Source organism: Nocardia sp. XZ_19_369 (assembly GCF_015355715.1).
Lineage (GTDB): Bacteria > Actinomycetota > Actinomycetes > Mycobacteriales > Mycobacteriaceae > Nocardia.
This window is the reverse complement of the sequence record NZ_JACVED010000010.1, coordinates 353236-375030: the sequence shown is the minus strand read 5'-3', so window position 1 is coordinate 375030 and position 21795 is coordinate 353236. Positions and strand designations below refer to the sequence as shown.

Below are 21795 nucleotides of genomic sequence, written 5' to 3'. Positions count from 1 at the left end.
CTGATATTCGGGCTGGGTCACCAGGTGACGGGGAGGGCACGGGGCCCGCGCACCTGCAGGCCCGAGTTCCATTCCAATTCGGTCTCGGGCACTGCCAGTGCCAATGTGGGGAAGGCTGAGAGCAGTTCTGCCAGAGCGACATTGAGTTCCATGCGCGCCAGTTGCGCGCCGAGGCATCGGTGTACGCCGTGCCCGAAGGTGAGGTGATGTTTTGCCTGCGGGCGATCCAGTCGTATGGAAAGTGGGTCGGCGAACTCGGCCGGGTCGGTGTTGGCCGCGATCGTGGGAGCGATGATGACCTCTCCTGCGGCGACCGTCACCGGGTTCCCGATGTCCGTGCCGAAGGTGATCGGCGCGGCCGTGACACGGGCACGGAACCCGCCCGCGCCCAACGGGATGACGCGGAGCAATTCCTCGACCGCAGGCCCGATGCGATGCCGACCGGCCGCCAACCACTGCCAGGCCCCAGGGATCATCGACAGGGTGTACACCGAATTGGTGAGCTGACCGGCCGTGGTCTCGAAGCCTGCCACCAGCAGGTCGGTAGCCAGGGCGACCACCTCGCGACGCGAAAGCTGTCCGGCTTGTGCGTTTTCGACGAGAACCCCGATCAGGTCGTCGCTCGGTTGCTCGACACGGTGCGCGACGAGGTGATCGAAGTATTCATCGAGTTCGCGGGCGGCCTGCTCCACTTGCGTAGTGGTATAGGAGGTCGACGAGAGCATGGCTTCGCTCCAGCGTCGGAACTCGTCGCGATCGGCTCGCGGAACGCCCAGCAGATCCCCGATGACGATCGCCGAGAGACGCTGTGCGAATTGTGCGACCAGATCTGCGGATTCGGCCGAGAGTAAGTCCGCGATCAGTTCACGAGCCGCCTGCTCGGTCGCCGGGCGCATGGCCTCGACCCGCCGCGCGGTGAACCAGGCCGCCAAGAGACCCCGTAGCCGACTGTGCTCGGGATCATCCAGCGACATCAGCAGCCCTTCGGCACCCGCGCGCGGCAGGATACGCGGTGTGTCCGGGTCCGAGGTCGCCGCGCGGCGGCAATCCGCAGAGGTGAATACGGCGCGGATGTCGCGATATCGGGTGAGCAGCCAAGCATTACCCTGGAACGGCATTCGAACGCGGACGATCGGTGTGCGTGTTCGCCATTGGGCGAACGCGGGTTCCACGGCCAGCCGATCCGGCTGTGTGCCGGGGAAGTCGCACAGCGGGATCGATCGGCTTTCGGCCGGGGTCATCGCCGGGCTGCCGCGCCGGTGGGAGTGGCGGGCAGGATGTTCGGATTGAGCCGGAAGAAGTTGTCGGGGTCGTAGGTCGCCTTGATCTCCCGTAGCCGTTGATATTTCGTTTGTCCGTAGGAGTCCGCGGTGCGATCGTCTTCCTCCGGATTCATGAAGTTGACATAGCCGCCGGACAGGAAGCCGGAGATGTCGGCGTAGCCATCGCGAGCCCAAGCAGTGTGCAGCGCATCCTGGGTGGGGTCGTTCCAGGCTGCCGCGAAGCTGAGGACGTAGGGAAGGTCACGGTTGTGGTAGGCCGTAGCTTCCGACGGCACCCGTGCGACGGCTCCGCCGAGGTACAGCAGCTCCAGTTGCGAGAACGGCGACGCGATCTGCGCGCCGTAGTGCAGGACCTTGTCGAGCAGTTCATCGGGCAGTGCCGCAGCGTACCCGCTCTTCGTGCAGATACGTTCGGGCACAACGGCTCCCGGAAAGGCATAGGCCTGCACGCCGCGGTACGGCAGGGTCGCCTTGGTGACGCCGTGGCACGGCGCCACAGCGATGATCTCGTCGATCACCGCCTCGCCGTCCACGGGTGCGCCCACCCAGCAGGCCATCGAGCAGAGCACTGGTTTGCCCCACAGCTCTTTCGGGATTTCCGGCAGCGGCGGCGCCAGTCGCAGGTAGAAGACCCAGGTGAGTTCGTCAGGCGCGGAGGGCATCCGCTCTCGCCAGGTTGTCAGTACGTGCCGGGCATCGTCCAAGGTGAAGTATCCGCAGAAGAAGCGGATCGGTCCCACGCGGTGGAGTCCGAACTCGAATTCGGTGACGATTCCGAAATTGCCGCCGCCACCGCGCAGACCCCAGAACAAATCGGCGTTGTGGACCGGACTTGCGGTGACGTGCTCCCCGGTGGCCAAAACGACTTGTGCCGAATTCAGGTTGTCGATCGACAAGCCGTACTTGCGGCTCAACCAGCCGAACCCGCCGCCGAGCACGAGGCCGCCCAGCCCGGTATGGGAGACAACGCCGGCGGGGGCGGCGAGCATGTAGGCCTGGGTCGCGGTGTCGAACGCTCCCAGCAGGCAGCCACCTTGCGCGCGAGCGATCTGCGCATCGGGGTCGACGGTAACCGCGGACATCAGGCGTAGGTCGATGACGAGGCCATCGTCGCAGGTGGAATGACCGGCCATGGAGTGGCCGCCGCAGCGGACCGCCACCGGTACCTCCGCCGAGCGGGCCCAGGTCACCGCGACCTGCACGTCGGCGACCGTGGTGGCATTGGCGATGGCGAGCGGGTAGCGATCGATCATGCCGTTCCAGATACGTCGGGCACGGTCGTAGCCGGTATCGCCGGGCCGGATGACCGGTCCGGCCATTCGGTCCACCAGTGTTTGCAGGTCGGCGGTGGGGTTCATCGGTCAGTCCTTCCGGCTCGATGCGTCGATGGGCGAGGTGCTGAGGCGGTCGAGCGCGGCCGTCAGCGATGCGATATCAGCCCCCGGCGCCAGGCGCCTCGGGGGAAGCACTGCCACGCAACGGCTTTCACCGGATGCGACGGCGGATGTGCGGCGCGCCAGCGCCGACAACGACTGGCCGGGCCCCGTTTCGACGAGTGTGCATGGCCCGGTGGCCAGGACCGCGCGCAGCGCGGGACCGAACAGGACGGGCTTGGCCGGCTGGGTCAGCCAGAAGTCGGGGTCGATGGCGTGCTCGAGATCCAGCGGGCCACCGAGATAGCCCGAATACATCGGCATCTGTGGGCCGCGCAGTCGTGCGGACAGACGTGGACGATGCCCATCTGGCTGCACTGCGCTCGAGGCCTGATTCATAAGCGGACTGTGGAACGGTTGCAGGGCATTGACTTCCGCACAGGTCACAGCCTCGGCAACGAACCGCTGCTGTACCGCTCGCAGCTCGGCACGGCCGCCGCACACCAACACCTGGCGCGGGCCGTTGACTGCCCCGATGACCACGTTGTCGAGCCCGGTCAAGCGTGCGCGTACCGAGTCGGGATCGGCTGCCACGGCGAGCATTCCGCCCGCCGGCGCGTGCCGGTAGTGGCGGACGAAATCGGCCAGCAGAGCCAATGCGTCGGCGAAGTCGAAGATTTCGGCGACCACAGCGGCGGCAATTTCGCCCACGCTGTGTCCCAGTACGGCGTCGGGATACTGGCCTGCGGCCATCAGGGTGCGTGCCAGCGCGTAATTCACCGAGAGCAATAGCGGTTGGGCGCGGGTGATGTCATGGAACAACGGCCCTGGGTCCGTTTGGAGCCACACCTTGCGCAGCGCAGGGTCGTCCAAGACGGTGAACGCCTTGTCCATGGTGGCGGTGAACGTCTCGTTCTCGCCGTACAGGTCGGCGGCCATCCTGGGATGCTGTGCTCCTTGTCCGGGGAACAGAAACACTGTCTGCGGTCGAGCGGTCATGCTCGCGCACCGTTGACCCACTGGATCAGCTGCTCGGGAGTGGTCAGATCCCATAGCGTCTCATCGGGGACCACGATGCCGTGGTCGCGTTTGAGCTGGGCGCAGGTCTCCATCAGAGCCAGCGAGTCGAATCCGAGTTCGGCGAAGTCCTTCGACGTGAAATCGCCGTCCAGCGTGATGGATTCATCCTCGCCTGCGCTGGCGATCATGGCTTCACGAAGTTGTTCGGGAGTCAGCATGGGGATTGCCTTTCTCGTGACGTTCGAGGTCATTTCCGGATCACCAGCGCCGAGATGAAGCCGCCCGCGCCGCGGGCCAGCACCAGCGCTGTGGTCAACGGGAGATCGCGAGCTTGCCCGCGCACTAGGTCGATAGGTAGGTCGGTGTCCTGCACGTGTACTGCAGGTGGAATCACGTTGTCCCGCAGGGCCAAGAGCGCACATACCGCATCGAGGGGTCCGGCGCCGGCCATCAGACGGCCGGTGCCGCTCTTCGGTGCCGCCACCGGCACGGCGTGCGGCCCGAAGATCTCGGCCAGGACGGTGGCCTCGGCGACATCATCGGCGCGAGTGCCGGCTGCGTCGGCGAACACCACGTCGATGTCTGTCGGGCGCAGTTGCGCCTCGGCGAGCGCCGAGGTGATGACCTGCCGCATCGGCCGGATGTGGGCGGGATCGTTGCGCGGGTTGAATCCGGACGCGTAGCCGATGATCCGGCCGTAAACGTGTCCCAGTTCGACGGTGTCATCGGATTCCAGGACGAGCATCGCCCCACCTTCACCCGGCGCGTAGCCGTCCGCGGTGGCAGCGAAAGGCCGATAGCCCTCGGCCGGATCTCGTTGTGTCGTCAGGCCTCCGGACGCCTGGTGGGAAACCCAGCCCCAAGGATCGAAAGAGGATTCCATCCCGCCCGCGACCACCATCGAGCACCGGCCGCGTCGGATATTGCGACGGGCGTGACCGAGAGCGTCCAGCCCCCCGGCCTGCTCGCCGACCAGGACCGCTCCGGGACCCCGCAGACCATGCCGGATCGATATCTGGCCCGTGTTGACCGCGTAGAACCAGGCGAAACACTGGTAGACGCTGACACTTTCACGTCCTTGGGTCCACAGCCGCTGCATCTCCCGATGTGAGAACTCGAAGCCACCGGTCGCGTTGGAAGTGACTACCGAGCAGTCGAACGGGTCGCGGTGGTCGAGGTCGACCTTGGCATCGGCCAGCGCTCGTTCGGCCGCCACCAGCGCGAACTGGGTCACCCGGTCGGTCTGGGTTATCAGTCGCCCCGGAAGGTGTTCCTTGGCAACGAAATCCGGAATCACACCGGCAAGAGCTGCGTCGTAGCGTCGGTCGAAATCATCGATCACGCGGATGCCTGATTCGCCGAGGCAGGTTCGACGCCAGTATTCGTCGATCGTGAATCCGGTCGGCGCTATGACATCGATACCCGTCACAACGCAATCGGTGGGACTCATGCGGTCACCTTTCGCAAAATCATCGCGCTCTGAAATCCGCCGAACCCGCTCCCGACCGTGAGGACGGTGTCCAGAGCCGCCTCGCGCGCGGTCAGCGGTACGTAGTCCAGATCGCAACGGGGATCGGGTTCATGCAGATTGGCGGTCGGTGGGATCAGCGAGTCCCGCATCGCCAGAAGACAGGCCGCGACCTCGATAGAACCGATCGCGCCCAGCGAATGGCCGACCATCGATTTGATCGAACTCACTGGGACCTGGAACGCGTGCTCGCCGAGGCTGCGCTTAATGGCCGCGGTCTCGTGCATGTCGTTCTGCTTCGTTCCGGAACCGTGCGCGTTCACGTATCCGACCGCATCTACCGGGACGCGGGCTTCGGCCAGCGCCCGATCGATGGCACGGGTCATCTCCTCGCCATCGGCCGTCAGTCCGGTCATGTGGTGGGCGTTGCACGTCGATGCGTACCCGGCGACCTCTCCCAGAATCGGTGCGCCGCGGCGGCGGGCGTGCTCGAACTCCTCGAGGACCAGCATCGCGGCACCCTCGGCGATGGCGAAGCCGTTGCGCCGACGATCGAAAGGTTTTGCCGCCGTTGCGGGATCGTCATTATCGGGGGTAGTGGCGCGAATCGCGTCGAAGCACGCCACCGCGATCGGGGTGACCGGGGCGTCGGTCGCGCCCGCGAGCATGACGTCGGCTGCACCCTCTTCGATCAACGTCGCGGCATGACCGATCGAGTCGATACCGGAGGTGCAGCCGGCGGAGACAACGTTCACCGGCCCCTCGGCCGCCACGATCTGTGCCACCTCCCGGGCGATCGATCCAGGGGTGAAATAGTCGAACAGATGAGGTGATCGGTACTTCTGATCGACGAACCACTCGGCGCCTTCGTCGGAGAGCACCACGTACTCCTGCTCGACACTGGTGGCGGAGCCGACCGCGTTGCCGACCGTCACTCCGATGCGGCCGGAGTCGATGGATCCGTTCAGTCCCGATTGCTCGATTGCCCGACGCGCACATACCACGGCAAGCATCGATGCGCGGTCGAGCCGCCGCGCTTCCCGGTGGCTCAACCCCATAGCCAATGGATCGAAATCGATCTCACCGGCGACCTGCGAACGGAACTGGCTGGGATCGAAGGCGGTGATCCGGCGGATCGCAGTCCGCCCCTCGGTGATCATGGCCCAAAAGCCCTCGGTGTCCACCGATCCCGGTGCCAGCACTGACAGTCCTGTAACTACCACTCGTCGACGCACATCGCACAGCCTGCGACGGTGTGTTCGAAACAACGTCGAACTCGTATCGCAATAGTGCGCGACTCGATCTCGAACAGTCTTCGAACTGACGCGGGCAGCGTGACCGGCACACCGTAGTCGACATGTTCGGAGGATTCATGGGTGGCGTGGCACTGGTCACCGGAGGCACCAGTGGTATTGGTTATGCGTGTGCGAAACAGTTGCACGACAATGGTTTTCAGGTCGTCGTCACGGGTCGGGAGCAAACCAAACTCGACAAGACGCTGACCGAACAGCCGGGTTTGGCGGGTTACGTCAACGATGTATGTGACCGCGAGGGCGTCCGGGAGCTGGTGGCCGCCGTCGCGAGGGAGCACGGACCCATCGAGGTGCTCGTCAACAATGCGGGTCGCGGTGGTGGCGGCCCGATCACCACCATCAGCGACGAGTTGTGGCTCGATGTCATCGAGACCGATCTGAACAGCGTTTTCTGGATGACCCGCGCCGTGCTGAGCGAATGTCCGAGTATTCGCAGCACTTCCGGACGCATCATCAACATCTCCTCCACCAGCGGTAAGCAAGGTGTTCCGTTCGGTACCCCGTATTCGGCAGCCAAGGCGGGGGTTATCGGATTCACCAAGGCTTTGGCCAAAGAGCTCGCACCGACCGGTGCCACCGTCAACGCTGTGTGCCCGGGGTACGTCGAGACACCGATGGCGGTTTCGATTCGCGAGTCCTATTCGGCACTGCAGGGCATCTCCGAGGAAGAAGTCTTGGCGAACTTCGAGGCCAAAATCCCCCTCGGCCGGTACAGCACGCCGGAAGAAGTCGCGGCGATGGTCGGCTATCTGGCCGGCCCCTCCGCGGCATCGGTCACCGCACAGGCACTCAACGTCTGTGGCGGACTCGGCATCTACTGACTCCTCGACACCGAAAGCGAGCCATGACCACACCGGCGACAACCGACTCCGGCCAGAGCTTCTACCGGGCCAATCGACTCAACGGCTATGACCTCATCACTGTCAATGCCGCCAACCGACTGCTCTGGCGTTGTCCGCCAGAGCGTTTCGTGGAGCACTACGATCAAAACGTCTCCGGCCGTCACCTCGACGTCGGACCAGGCACCGGGTACTACCTCGACCGCTGCCGGTTCCCAGTTCCCGATCCGGCCATTACGTTGCTCGATCTCAACCCCGACCCGCTCACGTTCGTGGCGGGCCGTATCGCCCGCTACGCTCCGGCCACGGTGCGAGCCGATTTGCTCGGCGACCTCCCGGCGATTCCGAACGCCCCTTTCGACTCCATCGCGATCAACTACGTCCTGCACTGCCTGCCCGATCCGCCAACCGGCAAGCAGGAAGTGTTCGCGCGCCTGAAATCGCTGCTCACCGCGGACGGCGTCCTGTTCGGTAGCACCGTGGTCACCGGCGGCGCTCCGCAGACTCCGTTCTCCAACGCGTTCAACGCGCTATATCAGCGGATGGGGGCCTTCCATAACCAGAACGACACCGTCGACATGCTGCACGGGGCTCTGCAACAGCACTTCGCCAACCACGTCCTCGAAATCCGCGGCAGCGTCGCCTTGTTCACCGCGCGGAAGCCCCTGCCATGACCACGACCTCAATGGTATCCGCGGAACTACACACCGAGGTCACGCTGTTTTACGCCAGGCACATGCGCGCAATGGACGAGGGGCGCGTGCTGGACTGGACTGCCGACTTCACCGACGACGGCGTGTTCGAGACCAACGTTCGGCCCGACCCGCAGATCGGGCGGGCAGCCATCGCCAACGGCGCTGGTGGTGCGGCGCAAAAATTGTTGGACGACAAAGTCCTTCGCCGCCACTGCCTGACGACACTGGACATCCGGCATGGCCTTGACGACGTGATACACGCCAGCAGCTATGCGATCATCGTGCGCACCCCACCCGGGGGACCGACCGCCGTCGAATTCTTGTGCACCTGCGACGACGAGCTGATTCGGGCCAACGAGCAACTGCTCATCCGCCGTCGCAGCGTCAAACGCGATGATTTGGTCTTTGCCCCCACCCTCGGCGCATGAATCTGTGCCCTCTCCGTGGAGATTCTGCGCAGTTCGAGGGGGTTCGCCCGGGCCGTGCCGATCGCGTCGGTCGCCACGGCCTGGTTTCAAGGAGCGCAGCGTCGGGATCGCCGATGACACCACCGGTCAATCCAACGGTGTTGCAGTTCGCGCGGTGAGTAGTTCGGTCAAGTCGGCAGCTGCCGTGGTGAGTAAGCACCCGATGTCCGGATTCACCCTCTCCGAAGCAATTCGCGCTTTCAAATCGGTCGACCGTGGCGGGAGTGGAGCTGACCTTGGACCGTTGGTCGGGATCGCCGCCACGGTTGCGATCACGGGTGCCGGCACAATCCATATGCCCGATTGCACAAGCTCAGGGAAAGCCAAGCCGCGCAAGTACACGTTCGCAGAACTCATCGTCACCAACGTGCAGCGAGGTTGCAAAACCTGCCTGATCGACGACCGGTTGCCGCTGACCGAAGAACAATCCACCTACGCACTCACAGTAACGGGCGAATGGCGAACCGCTTCCGCCGCCAGCGGCGAGGTGGAGCAGCTGCGGAAGCAACGGGCTGACCTCAAGAAGCGGACCTGGCCGTGGAGCCGGGAACGACTGCCAGCAGGGTCCTGGCCACCGCCAACAACGGCGGCGACAGCCACCGGTACATGTGATGAACTCCTGCGTGAAGCAATGCCTGTCGGTTTCTGCGAAGCGGATGCGGGCGTCGCCTACGACGCAGAAGGGGGCACGCTCACGTACCACTGCCAGGCTGACAGCAACCACGAACCTCGCCTTCACGAGCAAGCAAAGGCTCTTGTGGCGCAGGGGCATCACTACCGGGGTGCACGCGATTTCGACCTGTGGTTTACCTGGCAGTCTGAGCAGAAAGCTGCCCGGGAAGCGCTGGACGCAATTGAGATGCAATACGCGGATGTTCCACCGCTGCGCCCTGTCCCGATCTGCGAAACCTGCGGCGAGCCTGTCCAGATATACCGTTCCCGAGACGACGAAATGTGGTTCTGCCCAGGAGAAGCGGGAGAAGAGCGGCACTTTTTCCGAACAGAGAAGCACGACGGCCCCTCCTCGGTCCATCACAAGATCGAGCACTCCGTCCAACGGTTCCTCGAAACCCTCCGCCGCCCGAAGTTCAGCGGTGCCGGCCCGTTTGCACCGAGTCGAATGAGGTGGCTCGGGGACGAAAGCCTCAATCCTGATCCGGAGCTGCTGGACCAGCACCGTGCACGGCTGCTGGCTACGATAGCGGTCATCGATGGAGCTGGACTTGCCGCCGATGATGACGACCTAGGCACCATCAAGCGGCAATGTGAGGAGACGCTCGAAGCCGTTGAGGTCCTTCGAACGGACGGATCAGCCTACCGACTGCTCGAGTCAGCGGTCTTTAGCGACGGCACCCCTTCCGAAATTCAGCAGTGGCTGCTTATCGATACCGTCACACTCGGTGCCAACCGTCAGCCAGATGTGCAGTTCACCTTGGGCTCGCCAGATACTGAAGAGCGACTGGAGATTGCTGAGCTGCGAGACGCCATCGCGGCAGCTCGCGAGTGGGCCGATCAACAGGAAGCGGAACTGAACGCGAGGGAGAATCGCCAGCTGTAGCGAAAGGCGAATCGCTGCGGGTGGGCACCAGGCTGGAGCTACTAGCTCCATAGCACGTGGACTACTTCGCCGCGCGGCAACCCCAAAGACTCTCCGCAGACGGGGCCTTCGGCCTCACATCCAGGCCCCCATACCATCTAGCATGCAAGCATGGACAGCGAGGGCGGGCACCGGCATGGTTGTTAAAGCTTCGCTTAGGGGTCGATTGCGTAATACATCGCTCCCGAAGACCCGCGCCCTGCTGCCCCTCTTCGAGGCCGTGGTGAACGCTATCCAGGCGGTCGATGTGGCCCATCCTGAATCTGCTCGGATCGAAGTGCGGATAGTACGTGATCAACAGGCTGCCTTGAAATTTGATGACAAGCCCGCAACGCCTGCGGACGCAGGGGACATCAGTGGCTTCGTCATCGTCGATAACGGTGAGGGCTTCCATGACAGGAACATGGACTCCTTCAACACCCTCGACACCGAGTACAAATCAGCGCAAGGCTGCCGGGGTGTCGGCCGGCTGCTCTGGCTGAAGGCGTTCGCCAAGGTCGAAGTGCGCAGCCGCTACATGGGCCCTGATGAGGAAGTGCTGGAGCGGGTGTTTACTTTCACCACCCAGGACGGAGTTTCCGGTGAAATCGTCCGGAACTCCGGCGCATCGGACACAGGAACTGAGATCCAACTGCAGTCCTTCGCTGAGATATACCGAGAGCAGACCCCCAAGAGTGCTTTTCCTATCGCCAAGGACATCCTTGAGCACTGTTTCTGGTATTTCGTCCGGCCGGGTGGTGCCCCGCATATCACCGTGATCGATTCTGACGAGCGGATCGATTTGGAAGAAGTCTTCGCGGACTACATGTTCGACGCATCCAGCAGGCAAGATATCACCGTAAAGGGTCAGCTCTTTTCCCTCATCCACTTGCGGCTGAAGGCCACGAGCAGGCCGACTCCGCAGTTGAACTGGTGCGCCGCGACCAGGGTCGTCACCGTGGAGAACCTGTCTGGCAAGATACCGGGCCTGCACGGCCGGGTGAAGGACGGCGATACGGAATTCATGTACGCCTGTTACCTCACGTCCAACTATCTCGACAAGTCTGTCCGTTCCGAGCGGACAGGCTTTGACATCCCGGATGTGACGGACGGGACCCTGTGCGAGGCCGAGCCCTCCCTATCAGACATCAGAACCGCCGTGCTGGATGCAGTGGCGAACTACCTGCACGCGAACCTCGCCGAGGCACGCGAGGCAGGCCTGGCGCGCGTCAGGAACTTCGTGGACAAGAAGGCTCCGCGGTACCGCCCGATCCTGCATCGTATCGGCGAGGAGAAGCTGGGCATTGATCCCGGGATAAGCGACCGGGAACTGGAGCTTCATCTACACCGGCAGTTAGCCGACCTGGAGGCCGAGGTGCTGACCGAAGGGCAGCAGGTCCTCGATGCCGAGATCACCGAAGACGAAGCCTATAGCGAGAAGCTCCAGGGATACCTGGACAAAGTCAACGACATCAAGAAGTCTGACCTTGCCGCATATGTATCCCACCGGCGCGTGATCTTGGAGCTGCTAGCTAAAGCAGTTTGCGCTGACCGAAATGGCAAGTACTCGAAGGAAGAGGTCGTACACCGGCTGATCATGCAGATGCGCGCGACCAGCGACGAGGTGCGAACAGACGCGAGCAACCTGTGGCTCATTGATGAGAGGCTGGCATTTCATACCTTCCTCGCGTCGGACAGGCCCATCAAGTCGATGCCGATCACAGGATCGAATTCCGACCTCGAACCCGATCTGCTGGCCCTGCATCTCACGGACGTGCCAATTTTGGTTGCCGAGGGGGAGAAGATGCCGCTCGCCACCATCACGGTAATCGAGGTAAAGCGGCCGATGCGCAACGACGCCGCAGCCGGAGCCGATAAGGACCCCATCGAGCAAGCACTGAATTACCTTGAGAAGGTCCGCGAAGGCAAGGTTACGACCGTAAATGGCCGCCCGATCCCCCAGTCGGAACAGATTCCTGGCTTCTGCTACATTCTCGCGGACCTGACGCCAACAATGAAGAGGCGCTGCAAGCAGGCAAACCTCCGGATCACCCAAGACGGCACCGGTTACTTCGGCTATAACGAGTCCTACAAGGCTTACATCGAGGTCTTCTCCTTCGACCGCCTCCTACGTCTGGCCACTGAGAGAAACCGCGCTTTTTTCGACCACCTCGGCCTGCCGGTCAGTTAGCTCAACGTCAGGAGGCAACCGCCAGTCCGCGCTGTTCATCGGAAGTAGGTGTCGGTCAATCTAGGGCGGGTGTGGGTAGCCGGCATCGGTTTTGCACGGCGATTTTGTCAAGCCGCGAGTGGGTGCGGCTCGCCGGATAGTGCGGCGAGCGCCTCGGCTACTTCCTGGATGTCGGCTCGGATGTATGTAGCGGTCTGTCCGATGCGGCCGTCTGGTTCGGCATGTCCGGCGTAGGCGCGGGCGACCGCGTAGCCATAGTGGCGTTCCACCCATGTCAAGGTCGTGTGGCGTAGCCAATGCGTGCTGATCTGTTGGCGGGCAACCCAGTCCAAGTGTTGACCGATTCGGGTCCATAGTGAGTCGTAGCGGCGGCGGGTGACGGGTCGGCCGTTGCGGTAACGGAACAAGGGACCGGATTTGACGGCCGGGGTTGGATGTCGTTCGGCGATGTGGTCGAGGAATGCTTGCATCAGGGTGGGGGAGATGGGCTGCCACCGCACTGATTCGCCCTTCTCCCGAAGGAAGATGAGGCATTGCTCCGGGTCGAGGTCCTTCGGACGCAGAGCGAGGGCTCCGCAACGGCGACAGGCTGTTTCGATGTGCAGTCGCAGCAACAGGGCGTCGAGGTGGGGATCGTTTCCGGTCGTAGCCGCGACATGGACGATCTCGGCGAGTTTGTTGTGGGAGATCGCTCGTCTGGTGCTGGCCAGGCGGCGCGGTTTGGCTACTTGGCGCGCTGGGTTGTTGTCGGGGCGGATGTAGCGGTCCTCTTCGGCACGGCGGTAGAGGTAGCGTGCGGCCGCGATGAGGCTTTCGGCCGCGCTGCGGCCGCCGCGGGAGTTGCGGCGGACTATGGCGTTGTGTTTGGTCTGTTCAGCGAGCTGCCTGAGTTCGGGTGCCGTGGGTTCGGTGAGGACGCGTTTACCCCAGGCGTCTTCGATGCATCGCAAGTAGGTGCCGTAGACGCGAAGGGTGCTGTGTTGCATCGAGGACGTGATGGTGGCGATGTACTCACCGACGGTGGGCACGGTCGCTGCTGCGGCTTGGAGAAGCTGTTCGGGGGTGAACCCTAGACGTTCGAGCAGTAGTCGCGCCGCTTCGAGTTCGGCTGCCGCTGTCATGACGCGATGCGCGACGTCTGTTGGTGAAGAGAGGCGAGATTGTCGTCGACAACCGAAAATGGGTAGACGAACATCGCTCGCCGTTCGAGAGATACGGCGATGAGCAGCCGGTCTCCTGGGGTGATGCCACATTGATGGCGGATAGCTGCTGGGAGGCGGAGGTGGCCTTCCCGACCGATATGCGAATCACCGTTGGGATCGTCGACGGCTACGACGGCGTTCGCGTTGACTGCCAGGTGAATTCGCCGGCTGGGCTGCCACTGCAGGAGTTTGGTGGGGGCACGGTCACTGAGTTGGCCGTGGCAGCAGATCGTGGTGACGCTGTACAGATACTTCTCGGTGGTGGGGGCGAGGAGCCTCATTGCGGGAACAGGGAGGGGATTCACCTCGGGTGGAGCGGGGGCCGAGGGCTGAGGGAGTGAGACCGGAGGATGCATTGCGTACCTCCCGATTCGCAGGAATCAGAACGATAAACAAATATTCATCCGGCTCCGCAGTCGCAGTTACCGGGAAACTCCCACGCGGGGATAGAACCACGGTAATCCCACAGTTCCCGCGGTTACAACACCAACTGACCCCAGTCTGGAATATCCCATAACCGAGTTCGGAATATCCCATAACGAGACCCGCTTCGGGGCAATGCTGGGCGCGCTCCGGCACTGTCGAAGGGGACGAGTGCCGGAGCGCGACAGAGCAGCTCGGAGTTCAGGCTGCGGCTGCGAGTGGGTGTGGCTCTCCGGTCAGGGTCGCGAGCGCGAGCGCGACTTCCTCGAGCCGGGCCCGTACGTAGGTGGCGGTGGAACCGTCGGACTTGCCCTCGGCATGCCCGGCGTAGGCGCGGGCGACGGCGTATCCGAAGTTTCGTTCCACCCAGGTCAGTGTCGTGTGCCGGAGCCAGTGGGTGGTGATCTGCTGTTTTTCCACCCATGGCAGTTCATAACCGATCCGGGTCCACACTCCGTCGTAGCGGCGGCGGGTGATCGGCTTGCCGCTGCGATATCGGAGCAACTGCTCGCCGTGGAGGGCGCCGCGGGTTTGGGCGTGGTGGATCAAATTGGCCATGAGCGTCGGCGAGACTGGTTGCCAGCGCGGTATTTTGCCCTTCTCCTGCAGGAAGATCAGGCACTGCTGCGGGTCGAGATCCTCTGGCCGTAGCCCGAGTGCGCCGCCGCGACGGCACGCGGTCTCCGAATGCAGCCGCAGCAGTAGCGAGTCCAGTTCCGGATCGTTGCCGGTGGTGGCGGCGACTTGGGTGATCTCGGCGAGCTGGGTCAGTGGCAGTCCTCGCCTGGTGGAGGGTACACGGCGAGGTTTGGCAACCCGGCGTGCCGGATTGTCGCCTGGCCGGATCAGTCCGTCGTTCTCGGCGTGGCGGTACAGGAAGCGCAGTGCGCTGATCATCGCCTCGGCGGCTCCGCGTCCGTCGCGGCTGTTGCGGTCGCGTTTGGCGTTGTGTCGTGCGGCATCGCGCATGTCGGTGATCTCACCGACGGTGGGTTCGTCGATGCGACGAGTGCCCCACACCCGTTCGAGACATTTCCAATGGGTGTTGTAGGTCTTCAGCGTTCCTGGTGCCGCCACCCTGGCTCGCACCAGCGGAATGTACTCGGCGAAAGTTGGTGCGGTGGGGCGGATATCGAGCAGATCGGCGGCGGTGATGCCCATCCGGGCCAGCAGAGTGCGGGCGGCATCGAGTTCGGCATCGGTGACCGCAGGCACAGGTGCTGTCACTGTTGCTCACCTCCGTCGATCAGGGACCGGACATCGGTGAGCAGCGTGTCCAGGGCGATCTGGCCGACGACGATCAGCCGGTTCTCGTGCGGGTAGGCGGCCAGCAGCACACGGTGACCGATGCGAAGCGCGGCCCGGCGCCGGACAGGAGAAGGGATGGGCAGTTGACCGTTACGTGCGATCGCATACTCGCCACCGCCTGCCTCCACCACGACGAGCACGCCCGGTAAAACGAGCCGGATGTCGATCGGTGTACCGGGTGCCCAACCCAGTGACGAGAGCACCGCGCGCTCGGCGAAGCGTCCGGCAGGATTGAGCAGGACCGACCCATAGACGACCGGCACTCGGCCAGCGGTAGTCGATGGCATCGGCTCCAGTCGGCCATCGCGGAGCCCGAGAGGCGCATCCGAATTCGGTCCGGTGGCGGGTGCGATCGATGGAACAGCACCGACCTGGGGCGATGCGGCAAAACCGCTGGTAGAAGAGATGTCCGAAGCGTGCTCTAGTGTGTTAGAGCACGGGATACAGGAATCCTGTGTGTAGGTAGGGAAAAGGTGCGCCATCAGGGACTCGAACCCCGAACCCGCTGATTAAGAGTCAGCTGCTCTGCCAATTGAGCTAATGGCGCTTGCTCCGTGTTCCGGTGCGGGACAAACCTTAACAGGCGGAGGCGGCAGATGTGAAATCGCCTCCTGAGCGGGGGTGATGACGGTTCGGTCGCGGGTGTTAACACCGAACCGGACAGTTCGGATCTATCCGGTGTAACACGTCTGTGTCGGCGCGGGATTCGCGTTGGTGCGAGCGTCGCGGACTGGCAGAATGACCGAACGTGGTCTCGACCGTTCCGCAGGCACGGCGGGTTGAGCTGTAGGCGGTTGGGATCCGAAGCCATCGGTGTGCTTCTGATGCACCGGGACTTGAAACGGGGTTGGAATGAGCGTTGGTCATGGTCAGCGTCGGTGGATACGACATATCACCGCACCTGTCGTCGTATTCGCGGTGGCCGCGTTGGTGTTATCGGGGTGCTCTTCGTCGGACTCGGCGGATTCGTCGTCGATCGCCATCGACCGGAACCCGCTGGTCGAGCTGATCAAGCCGAAGCTGTTGTCCCCGATCAAGGACGGCGAGATGGGGGTCTCGCCGGGTGTGCCGCTGGCGTTCCAGGTCGAGGACGGGAAGCTCACCAACGTGACGCTGGTGAACGCGCAGGGTAAGCCGGTGAACGGCAGGCTGGCCGCCGACGGCCGGTCCTGGGAGACCACCGAGGTGCTCGGTTACGGCAAGGTCTACCGCTTGAAGGCGGACGCGATCGGCCTCGGCGGCGCGAGCTCCACCATGCTGAGCTTCACCACCAGCTCCCCGGACAGCCAGACCAAGCCGTACCTGCTGCCCGGCGAGGGCGAGGTGGTCGGCGTCGGTCAGCCGGTGGCGATCCAGTTCGACGAGACGATTCCGGACCGCAAGGCCGCCCAGGATGCGATCAAAATCACTACCGAGCCGCCGGTGGAGGGCGCGTTCTACTGGGTGAACAATCGCGAGGTCCGGTGGCGTCCGGAGAATTTCTGGGCGCCGGGGACGAAGGTCACCATCGACGTGAACGTGTATGGCCGTGATCTCGGTGACGGGCTGTACGGCCAGGACAACATCCACTCGTTCTTCACCGTCGGCGATGCGGTGATCTTCACTGCGGACGACAACACCAAGCAGGTGGTGGTCGAGAAGAACGGCGAGGTCGTCCGGACCATGCCGACCTCGATGGGTAAGAACAGCACGCCCACCGACAACGGCATCTACATCGTCAGTGACCGGCACGAGAAGATCATCATGGATTCCTCGACCTACGGTGTGGCGGTGAACTCACCGGACGGGTACAAGACGCCGGTCGACTTCGCGACGCGAATCTCCTACAGCGGCATCTTCTTCCACTCGGCGCCGTGGTCGGTCGGGCAGCAGGGTTACAGCAACACCAGCCACGGTTGCCTGAACCTGAGCCCGGCGAACGCGCAGTGGGTGTATCAGAACGCGAAGCGTGGTGACATCACCATCATCAAGAACACCGTCGGCGGAACGTTGTCCGGCGTGGACGGTTTGGGGGATTGGAACATCCCGTGGCCGGTGTGGAAGGCGGGTAACGCCGACCCGCGTTGAGCGGCAACGTCAACGGGCCATCAGCAGTAGCTGGTGGCCCGTTCGTCGTTTGCGGACCGCAGCCGCACACGTTGTGACATCCGCACGCGTGTCGGTGCGGCAAGTCGGTGTGCAACTCATCAGAGCGTGTGCGGCAGCCGGACGGGTACCGGGCAAAAGAAAAGGCCCGGGCTGGAGATTTCTCTCCAGCCCGGGCCTCTCAGGGTGACCGACGGGACTCGAACCCGCGACAGCCAGGATCACAACCTGGTGCTCTACCAACTGAACTACGGTCACCATCACCGGATGAACACCGGCGCCGTCGATATTAGCGTGTCACCCCTTCGTCTCCCTAATCGGTTTCCGACGAGGCGTTGACCTGGGCCGATTCGGCGGGTCCCGCGGCGTTGCCGATCTCGCCGGCGATCGCGGCGATCTCGGTGGTGGACGGCCCGGGGGGTGCGACGAACGCGGTCCGGCGGTAGTACTCCAGCTCGCGGATGGATTCCTTGATGTCGGCCAGCGCGCGGTGGGCCAGGCCCTTCTCCGGCTGACCGAAGTAGATGCGCGGGTACCAGCGGCGGCACAACTCCTTGATCGAGCTCACGTCGATCATCCGGTAGTGCAGGTGGGCGTCCAGCGTGGGCATGTCCCGGGCGATGAAGCCGCGGTCGGTCGCGATCGAGTTACCGGCCAGCGGCACGGTGCGCGGGGTGGGCACGTACTGGCGGATGTAGTCCAGCACCTGCTGCTCGGCCTCAGCCATGGTGACCGTGGAGCGGCGCACCTCCTCGGTCAGCCCGGAGCGCGCGTGCATGTCGACGACCACTGCGGGCATGGCGGCCAGCGCCGCGTCATCGGCGTGGATCACCACGTCCACACCCTCGCCGAGGATGTTGAGGTCGCTATCGGTCACGAGTGCGGCCACCTCGATCAGCTTGTCGCTGTCCAGGCGCAGGCCCGTCATCTCGCAATCCATCCACACCACGTATTTATCTGACACGGCAGCAACATTAGCTGTGTCTAATTGGCCGCGCCTTCGGCGCGGCGTGTTCGCGGCCCCCGGGTGTCTCGCATCCGAGCGGCCGAGACTTGCGCCTGCGGCGCGTGCGCTTCGGCCACTCGGATGCGAGACGGGCCGCGAACGGACATGCTCGGTCTCGCTTCGCTCGAAAACGGGGGTTGTGCTGGTGCTGTTCGCGTAAGTAGGTGCGTCACGCGTTGGAGGTGCACAGGCCTTGTAGAAGAAGCCCCTGCCTCGAACGGACGAAGTCGGCTGCCGTGCAGGGAGGCGAGACCACTAGTGGCTCACTCGGGGATACAGTTTCTTCTGATCGGCACAGGCGTTTTCGGTACGACAGCAAACACTGCGTTAAGCAGTTCGAGTCAGACCAGACGGAGGACGTGCGATGACCAGCCCCCAGGAGAAAGCTGCTGCGGCGCGTAAGGCTGCGGAGGAGGCGGCTCGGGTCGCTGCTGAGGCGGCAGCGGCTGCGGAGGCGGCCGAACGCGAGCTTGCCGAGCAGGAGGCGGGTGAGAAGGGGGTGCAGGCCAAGACGAAGGCGAAAGCGGAGAGCGCGGCGGCCAAGGCCAACGAGACTGCCGCTGCCGCCGCCGAAGCAGCGAGCAAAGCAGACCAGAAGGCGGACGCTGCAGGGGCTGGCAAGACGGACGCAGCAGCGAGCAAGGGGTCGGCGGCCGCGCAGGAGATCGCGGCCGGGTACGCCTTCGATGGGGTGGCACTGGAGCTCGGCACCGTGGTGGTCGACGGGGAGGTGGATCCGGCGGCGCGGGTGCGCATTCCGATGCGCACCATGAACCGGCACGGCCTCGTGGCAGGCGCGACCGGTACCGGTAAGACGAAGACCTTGCAGGGCATCGCCGAACAGCTGTCGGCAGCAGGGGTCCCCGTGGTGCTCGCCGATATCAAGGGTGACCTGTCGGGCCTGTCGCAGCCGGGCGCGGCCAACGACAAGTTGAGCGCTCGCGCGGCCGAGACCGGCGCCGAGGACTGGAAGCCGACGGGTTTCCCGACCGAGTTCGTCTCGCTCGGCACCAACGGCATCGGTGTCCCCATTCGCGCCACCATCACCTCGTTCGGCCCGGTGCTGCTCAGTAAAGTGCTGGCGCTCAACGAGACTCAGGAATCCACGCTCGGCTTGATCTTCCACTGGGCGGACAAGAACGGCCTCGCGTTGCTGGACCTCAAGGACCTGCGCGCGGTGATCACGCATCTCACCAGCGCGGAGGGCAAGGAGGACCTCAAGGGCATCGGCGGGGTCTCGGCGGCCACCGCGGGCGTCATCCTGCGATCGCTGGTCAATCTGGAAGCCGACGGCGGCGACACGTTCTTCGGTGAGCCGGAACTGGATCCGAGCGATCTGGTGCGCACCGCGGGCGGGCACGGCGTCATCACGCTGTTCGAGCTCGGCGCGCAGGCGGCGCGGCCGGTGATGTTCTCCACCTTCCTGATGTGGGTGCTCGCGGATCTGTTCCAGACGCTGCCCGAGGTGGGCGACGTGGACAAGCCCAAGCTGGTCTTCATCTTCGACGAGGCACACCTGTTGTTCGCGGACGCGTCGAAGGCGTTCCTGGACCAGGTGGAGCAGACCGTCAAGCTGATCCGCTCCAAGGGCGTCGGCGTGTTCTTCTGCACCCAGCTGCCCACCGACATCCCGAATCAGGTGCTCTCCCAACTGGGTGCGCGCATCCAGCACGCACTGCGCGCCTTCACCCCGGACGATCAGAAGGCACTCTCCAAGACGGTGCGCACCTACCCCAAGACCAGCACCTACGACTTGGAGAAGGCGCTCACCTCGCTGGGGACCGGTGAGGCTGTGGTGACGGTGCTTTCGGAGAAGGGCGCACCGACCCCGGTGGCGTGGACCAGGATTCAGCCGCCCCGCTCGCTCATGGACACCATCGGCGACGACGCGATCAAGTCGCGCGCACTGTCCAGCTCGCTGCACAGCAAGTACGGCCAGACCATCGACCGCGAATCGGCCTACGAGCTGCTCGCCGCGAAAGTCGCTGCGGCGGACCAGAGCCCGGAATCCGCCCCGGCACCCGGCCGTGCGTCGAAGACCGACGAGGATTCCACCGCCGAGCGCATCATGAAAAACCCTGCGGTCAAGAGCTTCCTGCGCTCGGCGGCCACCGCCGCGGGCCGCGAGATCAGCCGCAGCATCTTCGGTACCCGAAAGCGCTGAAGCCGCACACTCCTTGATTTCCCGCACACGAAATCGCATGCGATTCCAGGTGCGGGAAATCAAAAGTCGTGCGGCTGTGGTCAGCTCGCGTCGCGGTCGAGCAGGCTCGGCTCGCGGTGGACGAGTTGCGCGTAGTGACCTTCGCGCACCGCGATGACGCGGGTACGTGGTGCACCGTGCTGATACGCGCCGGTGCACGGTACGGCTAGCAACTCGCCGGGCCGCAGGTCGGCGGGGAGCCGCACGTCGGTGGCGAGGATGACATCGCCCGCTCGCCCTGCGACGGTCGCGCTCACCAGCGGACCGGTCGCCTGGCGATTCGCCACCACTGTCCCCGCGAAAGTGCCTATCCGCGTGCGTGTCTCGCTGTCGATGACGACGGAGACATGCCCGCCGTCGCTGTGCTTGACCGACAACACCCGGTACAGCGTCACCCCGGCCCGCGCCACGATCCCGCGTCCTGGTTCCAGAACGACCTTCGGCCGCGGAAAGTGCTGCCGGGCACATGCCGCGTCGAGGGCATCCTCGATGATCGCGGACAGTTCGGCGAGGTTCATCTCCGCGTCACCGTTGCGGTAGGCGATCGCGTGCCCGCCGCCGAGATCGAGATCGGTGAGAATGCGGTCGTGGTCGTGCCGGACCACCGCCATCTCGGCGACCAGCCGGCGAATCGCCTCGCCATAGTGATCGGGGTTGTAGATCTGCGACCCGAGGTGGCAGTGGAAGCCGATCAGATCGAGCATCGGTGCAGCCAGGACCCGCGCAATAGCCTCGGCGGTGGGTTCACCGAGCGGAAAGCCCGGTAGGTCCGCCTCATGGACAGCATCTCCTTCGATGCCAGGAGCTAAGCGCAACAGCACCCGCTGCGGGCGGGCCGCGACAACCGCGGTGAGCAGATCGATCTCGGCGAGCGAGCTCACCACGATCCGGCCGACCTGCCGCGCCACCGCGGTTTCCAGCGTTTCACGCGATACACCGTTGGCGTGCAAGATGATTCGCTTCGGATCGATTCCTGCGGTGAGCGCGGCGGTCAGCTCACCGAACGAGCACACGGCCACCGATAGCCCCTCGCCGGTGACCCAGTCGGCCACCGCACCCAGCAGTAATGCTGTTGCGGCGTAAGCGATCTCGGCCTCGGGAAAGGTATTGCGATACGCGCGGCAGCGCTGTCGCACTTCCCGCTCGTCGAGCACCCGAGCGGCGGTGCCGTACGTCTCGGCGATGTCGGCGAGCGCGACCCCACCGACCACAATCCGGCCCTCGGCGTCATACCTCGCATCGCTGGGCCATACCGCGGAATCCAGGTGCGCGGCAGTTCCCGACCGCATCGGCGAGAAGAAGTCCACTAGCGTCACGGGTGCTCTCCTGATCCGCTCCCCGCT

19 protein-coding genes and 2 tRNA genes are annotated in these 21795 nt (G+C 64.2%); 8 read left to right on the top strand and 13 right to left on the bottom strand.

Features of this window, described 5'->3' with window-relative positions; translation table 11 throughout:
- Positions 1-17: 17 nt before the first annotated feature.
- The 6 genes from IBX18_RS34615 to IBX18_RS34590 are packed head-to-tail and all read right to left on the bottom strand — an operon-like array spanning position 18 to position 6367.
- Complete coding sequence (locus tag IBX18_RS34615; RefSeq protein ID WP_228542201.1) at positions 18-1241, bottom strand: cytochrome P450; 1224 nt, start codon at positions 1239-1241, stop codon at positions 18-20.
- Positions 1238-2641: an FAD-binding oxidoreductase gene (locus tag IBX18_RS34610; protein ID WP_194837653.1), complete on the bottom strand. Its 1404-nt coding sequence runs from the start codon at positions 2639-2641 to the stop codon at positions 1238-1240. The genes IBX18_RS34615 and IBX18_RS34610 overlap by 4 nt, the downstream gene beginning before the upstream one ends.
- 3 nt (positions 2642-2644) lie before the next feature.
- Positions 2645-3655: an acyltransferase domain-containing protein gene (locus IBX18_RS34605; RefSeq protein ID WP_194837652.1), complete on the bottom strand. Its 1011-nt coding sequence runs from the start codon at positions 3653-3655 to the stop codon at positions 2645-2647.
- The gene (locus tag IBX18_RS34600; RefSeq protein WP_194837651.1) at positions 3652-3894 is read right to left on the bottom strand and encodes an acyl carrier protein; all 243 of its coding nucleotides are present in this window, start codon (positions 3892-3894) and stop codon (positions 3652-3654) included. Before IBX18_RS34600 ends, IBX18_RS34605 begins: the two co-directional genes overlap by 4 nt.
- Positions 3895-3923: 29 nt before the next feature.
- Entirely contained in the window at positions 3924-5126 is a 1203-nt protein-coding gene (locus IBX18_RS34595; RefSeq protein WP_194837650.1) for a ketosynthase chain-length factor, read from the bottom strand.
- On the bottom strand, positions 5123-6367 hold the full coding sequence (locus IBX18_RS34590) for a beta-ketoacyl-[acyl-carrier-protein] synthase family protein (RefSeq protein WP_306796540.1): 1245 nt from the start codon (positions 6365-6367) through the stop codon (positions 5123-5125). The genes IBX18_RS34595 and IBX18_RS34590 overlap by 4 nt, the downstream gene beginning before the upstream one ends.
- A gap of 134 nt (positions 6368-6501) precedes the next feature.
- On the opposite strand from IBX18_RS34590, the gene IBX18_RS34585 reads away from it, so the two are divergent.
- From IBX18_RS34585 to IBX18_RS34565, 5 genes are all read left to right on the top strand, one after another.
- Positions 6502-7278 (top strand): SDR family NAD(P)-dependent oxidoreductase, encoded by a 777-nt coding sequence (locus IBX18_RS34585; protein ID WP_228542200.1) that lies wholly within the window; start codon positions 6502-6504, stop codon positions 7276-7278.
- 23 nt (positions 7279-7301) lie between these two features.
- Positions 7302-7970 carry a class I SAM-dependent methyltransferase gene (locus tag IBX18_RS34580; protein ID WP_194837648.1) on the top strand — a complete coding sequence of 223 codons (669 nt, stop codon included), beginning with the start codon at positions 7302-7304 and terminating at the stop codon, positions 7968-7970.
- Positions 7967-8419, top strand: a complete 453-nt coding sequence (locus IBX18_RS34575; protein ID WP_194837647.1) for a nuclear transport factor 2 family protein — start codon at positions 7967-7969, stop codon at positions 8417-8419. Before IBX18_RS34580 ends, IBX18_RS34575 begins: the two co-directional genes overlap by 4 nt.
- Positions 8420-8573: 154 nt before the next feature.
- Positions 8574-10016: a hypothetical protein gene (locus tag IBX18_RS34570; protein WP_194837646.1), complete on the top strand. Its 1443-nt coding sequence runs from the start codon at positions 8574-8576 to the stop codon at positions 10014-10016.
- A gap of 142 nt (positions 10017-10158) precedes the next feature.
- Positions 10159-12225 (top strand): ATP-binding protein, encoded by a 2067-nt coding sequence (locus IBX18_RS34565; protein ID WP_228542199.1) that lies wholly within the window; start codon positions 10159-10161, stop codon positions 12223-12225.
- Between the two features lie 107 nt (positions 12226-12332).
- Here the strand turns inward: IBX18_RS34565 and IBX18_RS34560 are convergent, their stop codons facing one another.
- Positions 12333-13346: a site-specific integrase gene (locus IBX18_RS34560; protein ID WP_194837645.1), complete on the bottom strand. Its 1014-nt coding sequence runs from the start codon at positions 13344-13346 to the stop codon at positions 12333-12335.
- Positions 13347-13369: 23 nt separating this feature from the next.
- On the opposite strand from IBX18_RS34560, the gene IBX18_RS34555 reads away from it, so the two are divergent.
- Positions 13370-13768: a hypothetical protein gene (locus IBX18_RS34555; protein ID WP_194837644.1), complete on the top strand. Its 399-nt coding sequence runs from the start codon at positions 13370-13372 to the stop codon at positions 13766-13768.
- Between the two features lie 283 nt (positions 13769-14051).
- On the opposite strand, the gene IBX18_RS34550 is transcribed toward IBX18_RS34555, so the two are convergent.
- The 3 genes from IBX18_RS34550 to IBX18_RS34540 all read right to left on the bottom strand — a co-directional run bounded on the left by IBX18_RS34550 (position 14052) and on the right by IBX18_RS34540 (position 15705).
- Entirely contained in the window at positions 14052-15077 is a 1026-nt protein-coding gene (locus tag IBX18_RS34550; RefSeq protein WP_306796539.1) for a site-specific integrase, read from the bottom strand.
- Positions 15074-15445 (bottom strand): hypothetical protein, encoded by a 372-nt coding sequence (locus IBX18_RS34545; protein WP_194837643.1) that lies wholly within the window; start codon positions 15443-15445, stop codon positions 15074-15076. The genes IBX18_RS34550 and IBX18_RS34545 overlap by 4 nt, the downstream gene beginning before the upstream one ends.
- Before the next feature lie 187 nt (positions 15446-15632).
- A tRNA-Lys gene (locus IBX18_RS34540) sits at positions 15633-15705 on the bottom strand.
- A 305-nt stretch (positions 15706-16010) separates the two neighbouring features.
- Here IBX18_RS34540 and IBX18_RS34535 point away from each other — a divergent pair.
- A complete protein-coding gene (locus IBX18_RS34535) occupies positions 16011-17225 on the top strand; it encodes an Ig-like domain-containing protein (RefSeq protein WP_194837642.1) in 1215 nt (404 codons plus the stop codon).
- Positions 17226-17428: 203 nt separating this feature from the next.
- On the opposite strand, the gene IBX18_RS34530 is transcribed toward IBX18_RS34535, so the two are convergent.
- Positions 17429-17501, bottom strand: a tRNA-His gene (locus tag IBX18_RS34530).
- 55 nt (positions 17502-17556) lie between these two features.
- A complete protein-coding gene (gene orn, locus IBX18_RS34525) occupies positions 17557-18207 on the bottom strand; it encodes an oligoribonuclease (protein WP_194837641.1) in 651 nt (216 codons plus the stop codon).
- Positions 18208-18613: 406 nt separating this feature from the next.
- Between orn and IBX18_RS34520 the strand changes: the two genes are divergently transcribed.
- Positions 18614-20413 (top strand): helicase HerA-like domain-containing protein, encoded by a 1800-nt coding sequence (locus IBX18_RS34520; RefSeq protein ID WP_194837640.1) that lies wholly within the window; start codon positions 18614-18616, stop codon positions 20411-20413.
- Between the two features lie 80 nt (positions 20414-20493).
- On the opposite strand, the gene IBX18_RS34515 is transcribed toward IBX18_RS34520, so the two are convergent.
- On the bottom strand, positions 20494-21768 hold the full coding sequence (locus IBX18_RS34515) for a diaminopimelate decarboxylase (protein WP_306796538.1): 1275 nt from the start codon (positions 21766-21768) through the stop codon (positions 20494-20496).
- Positions 21769-21795: the final 27 nt, after the last annotated feature.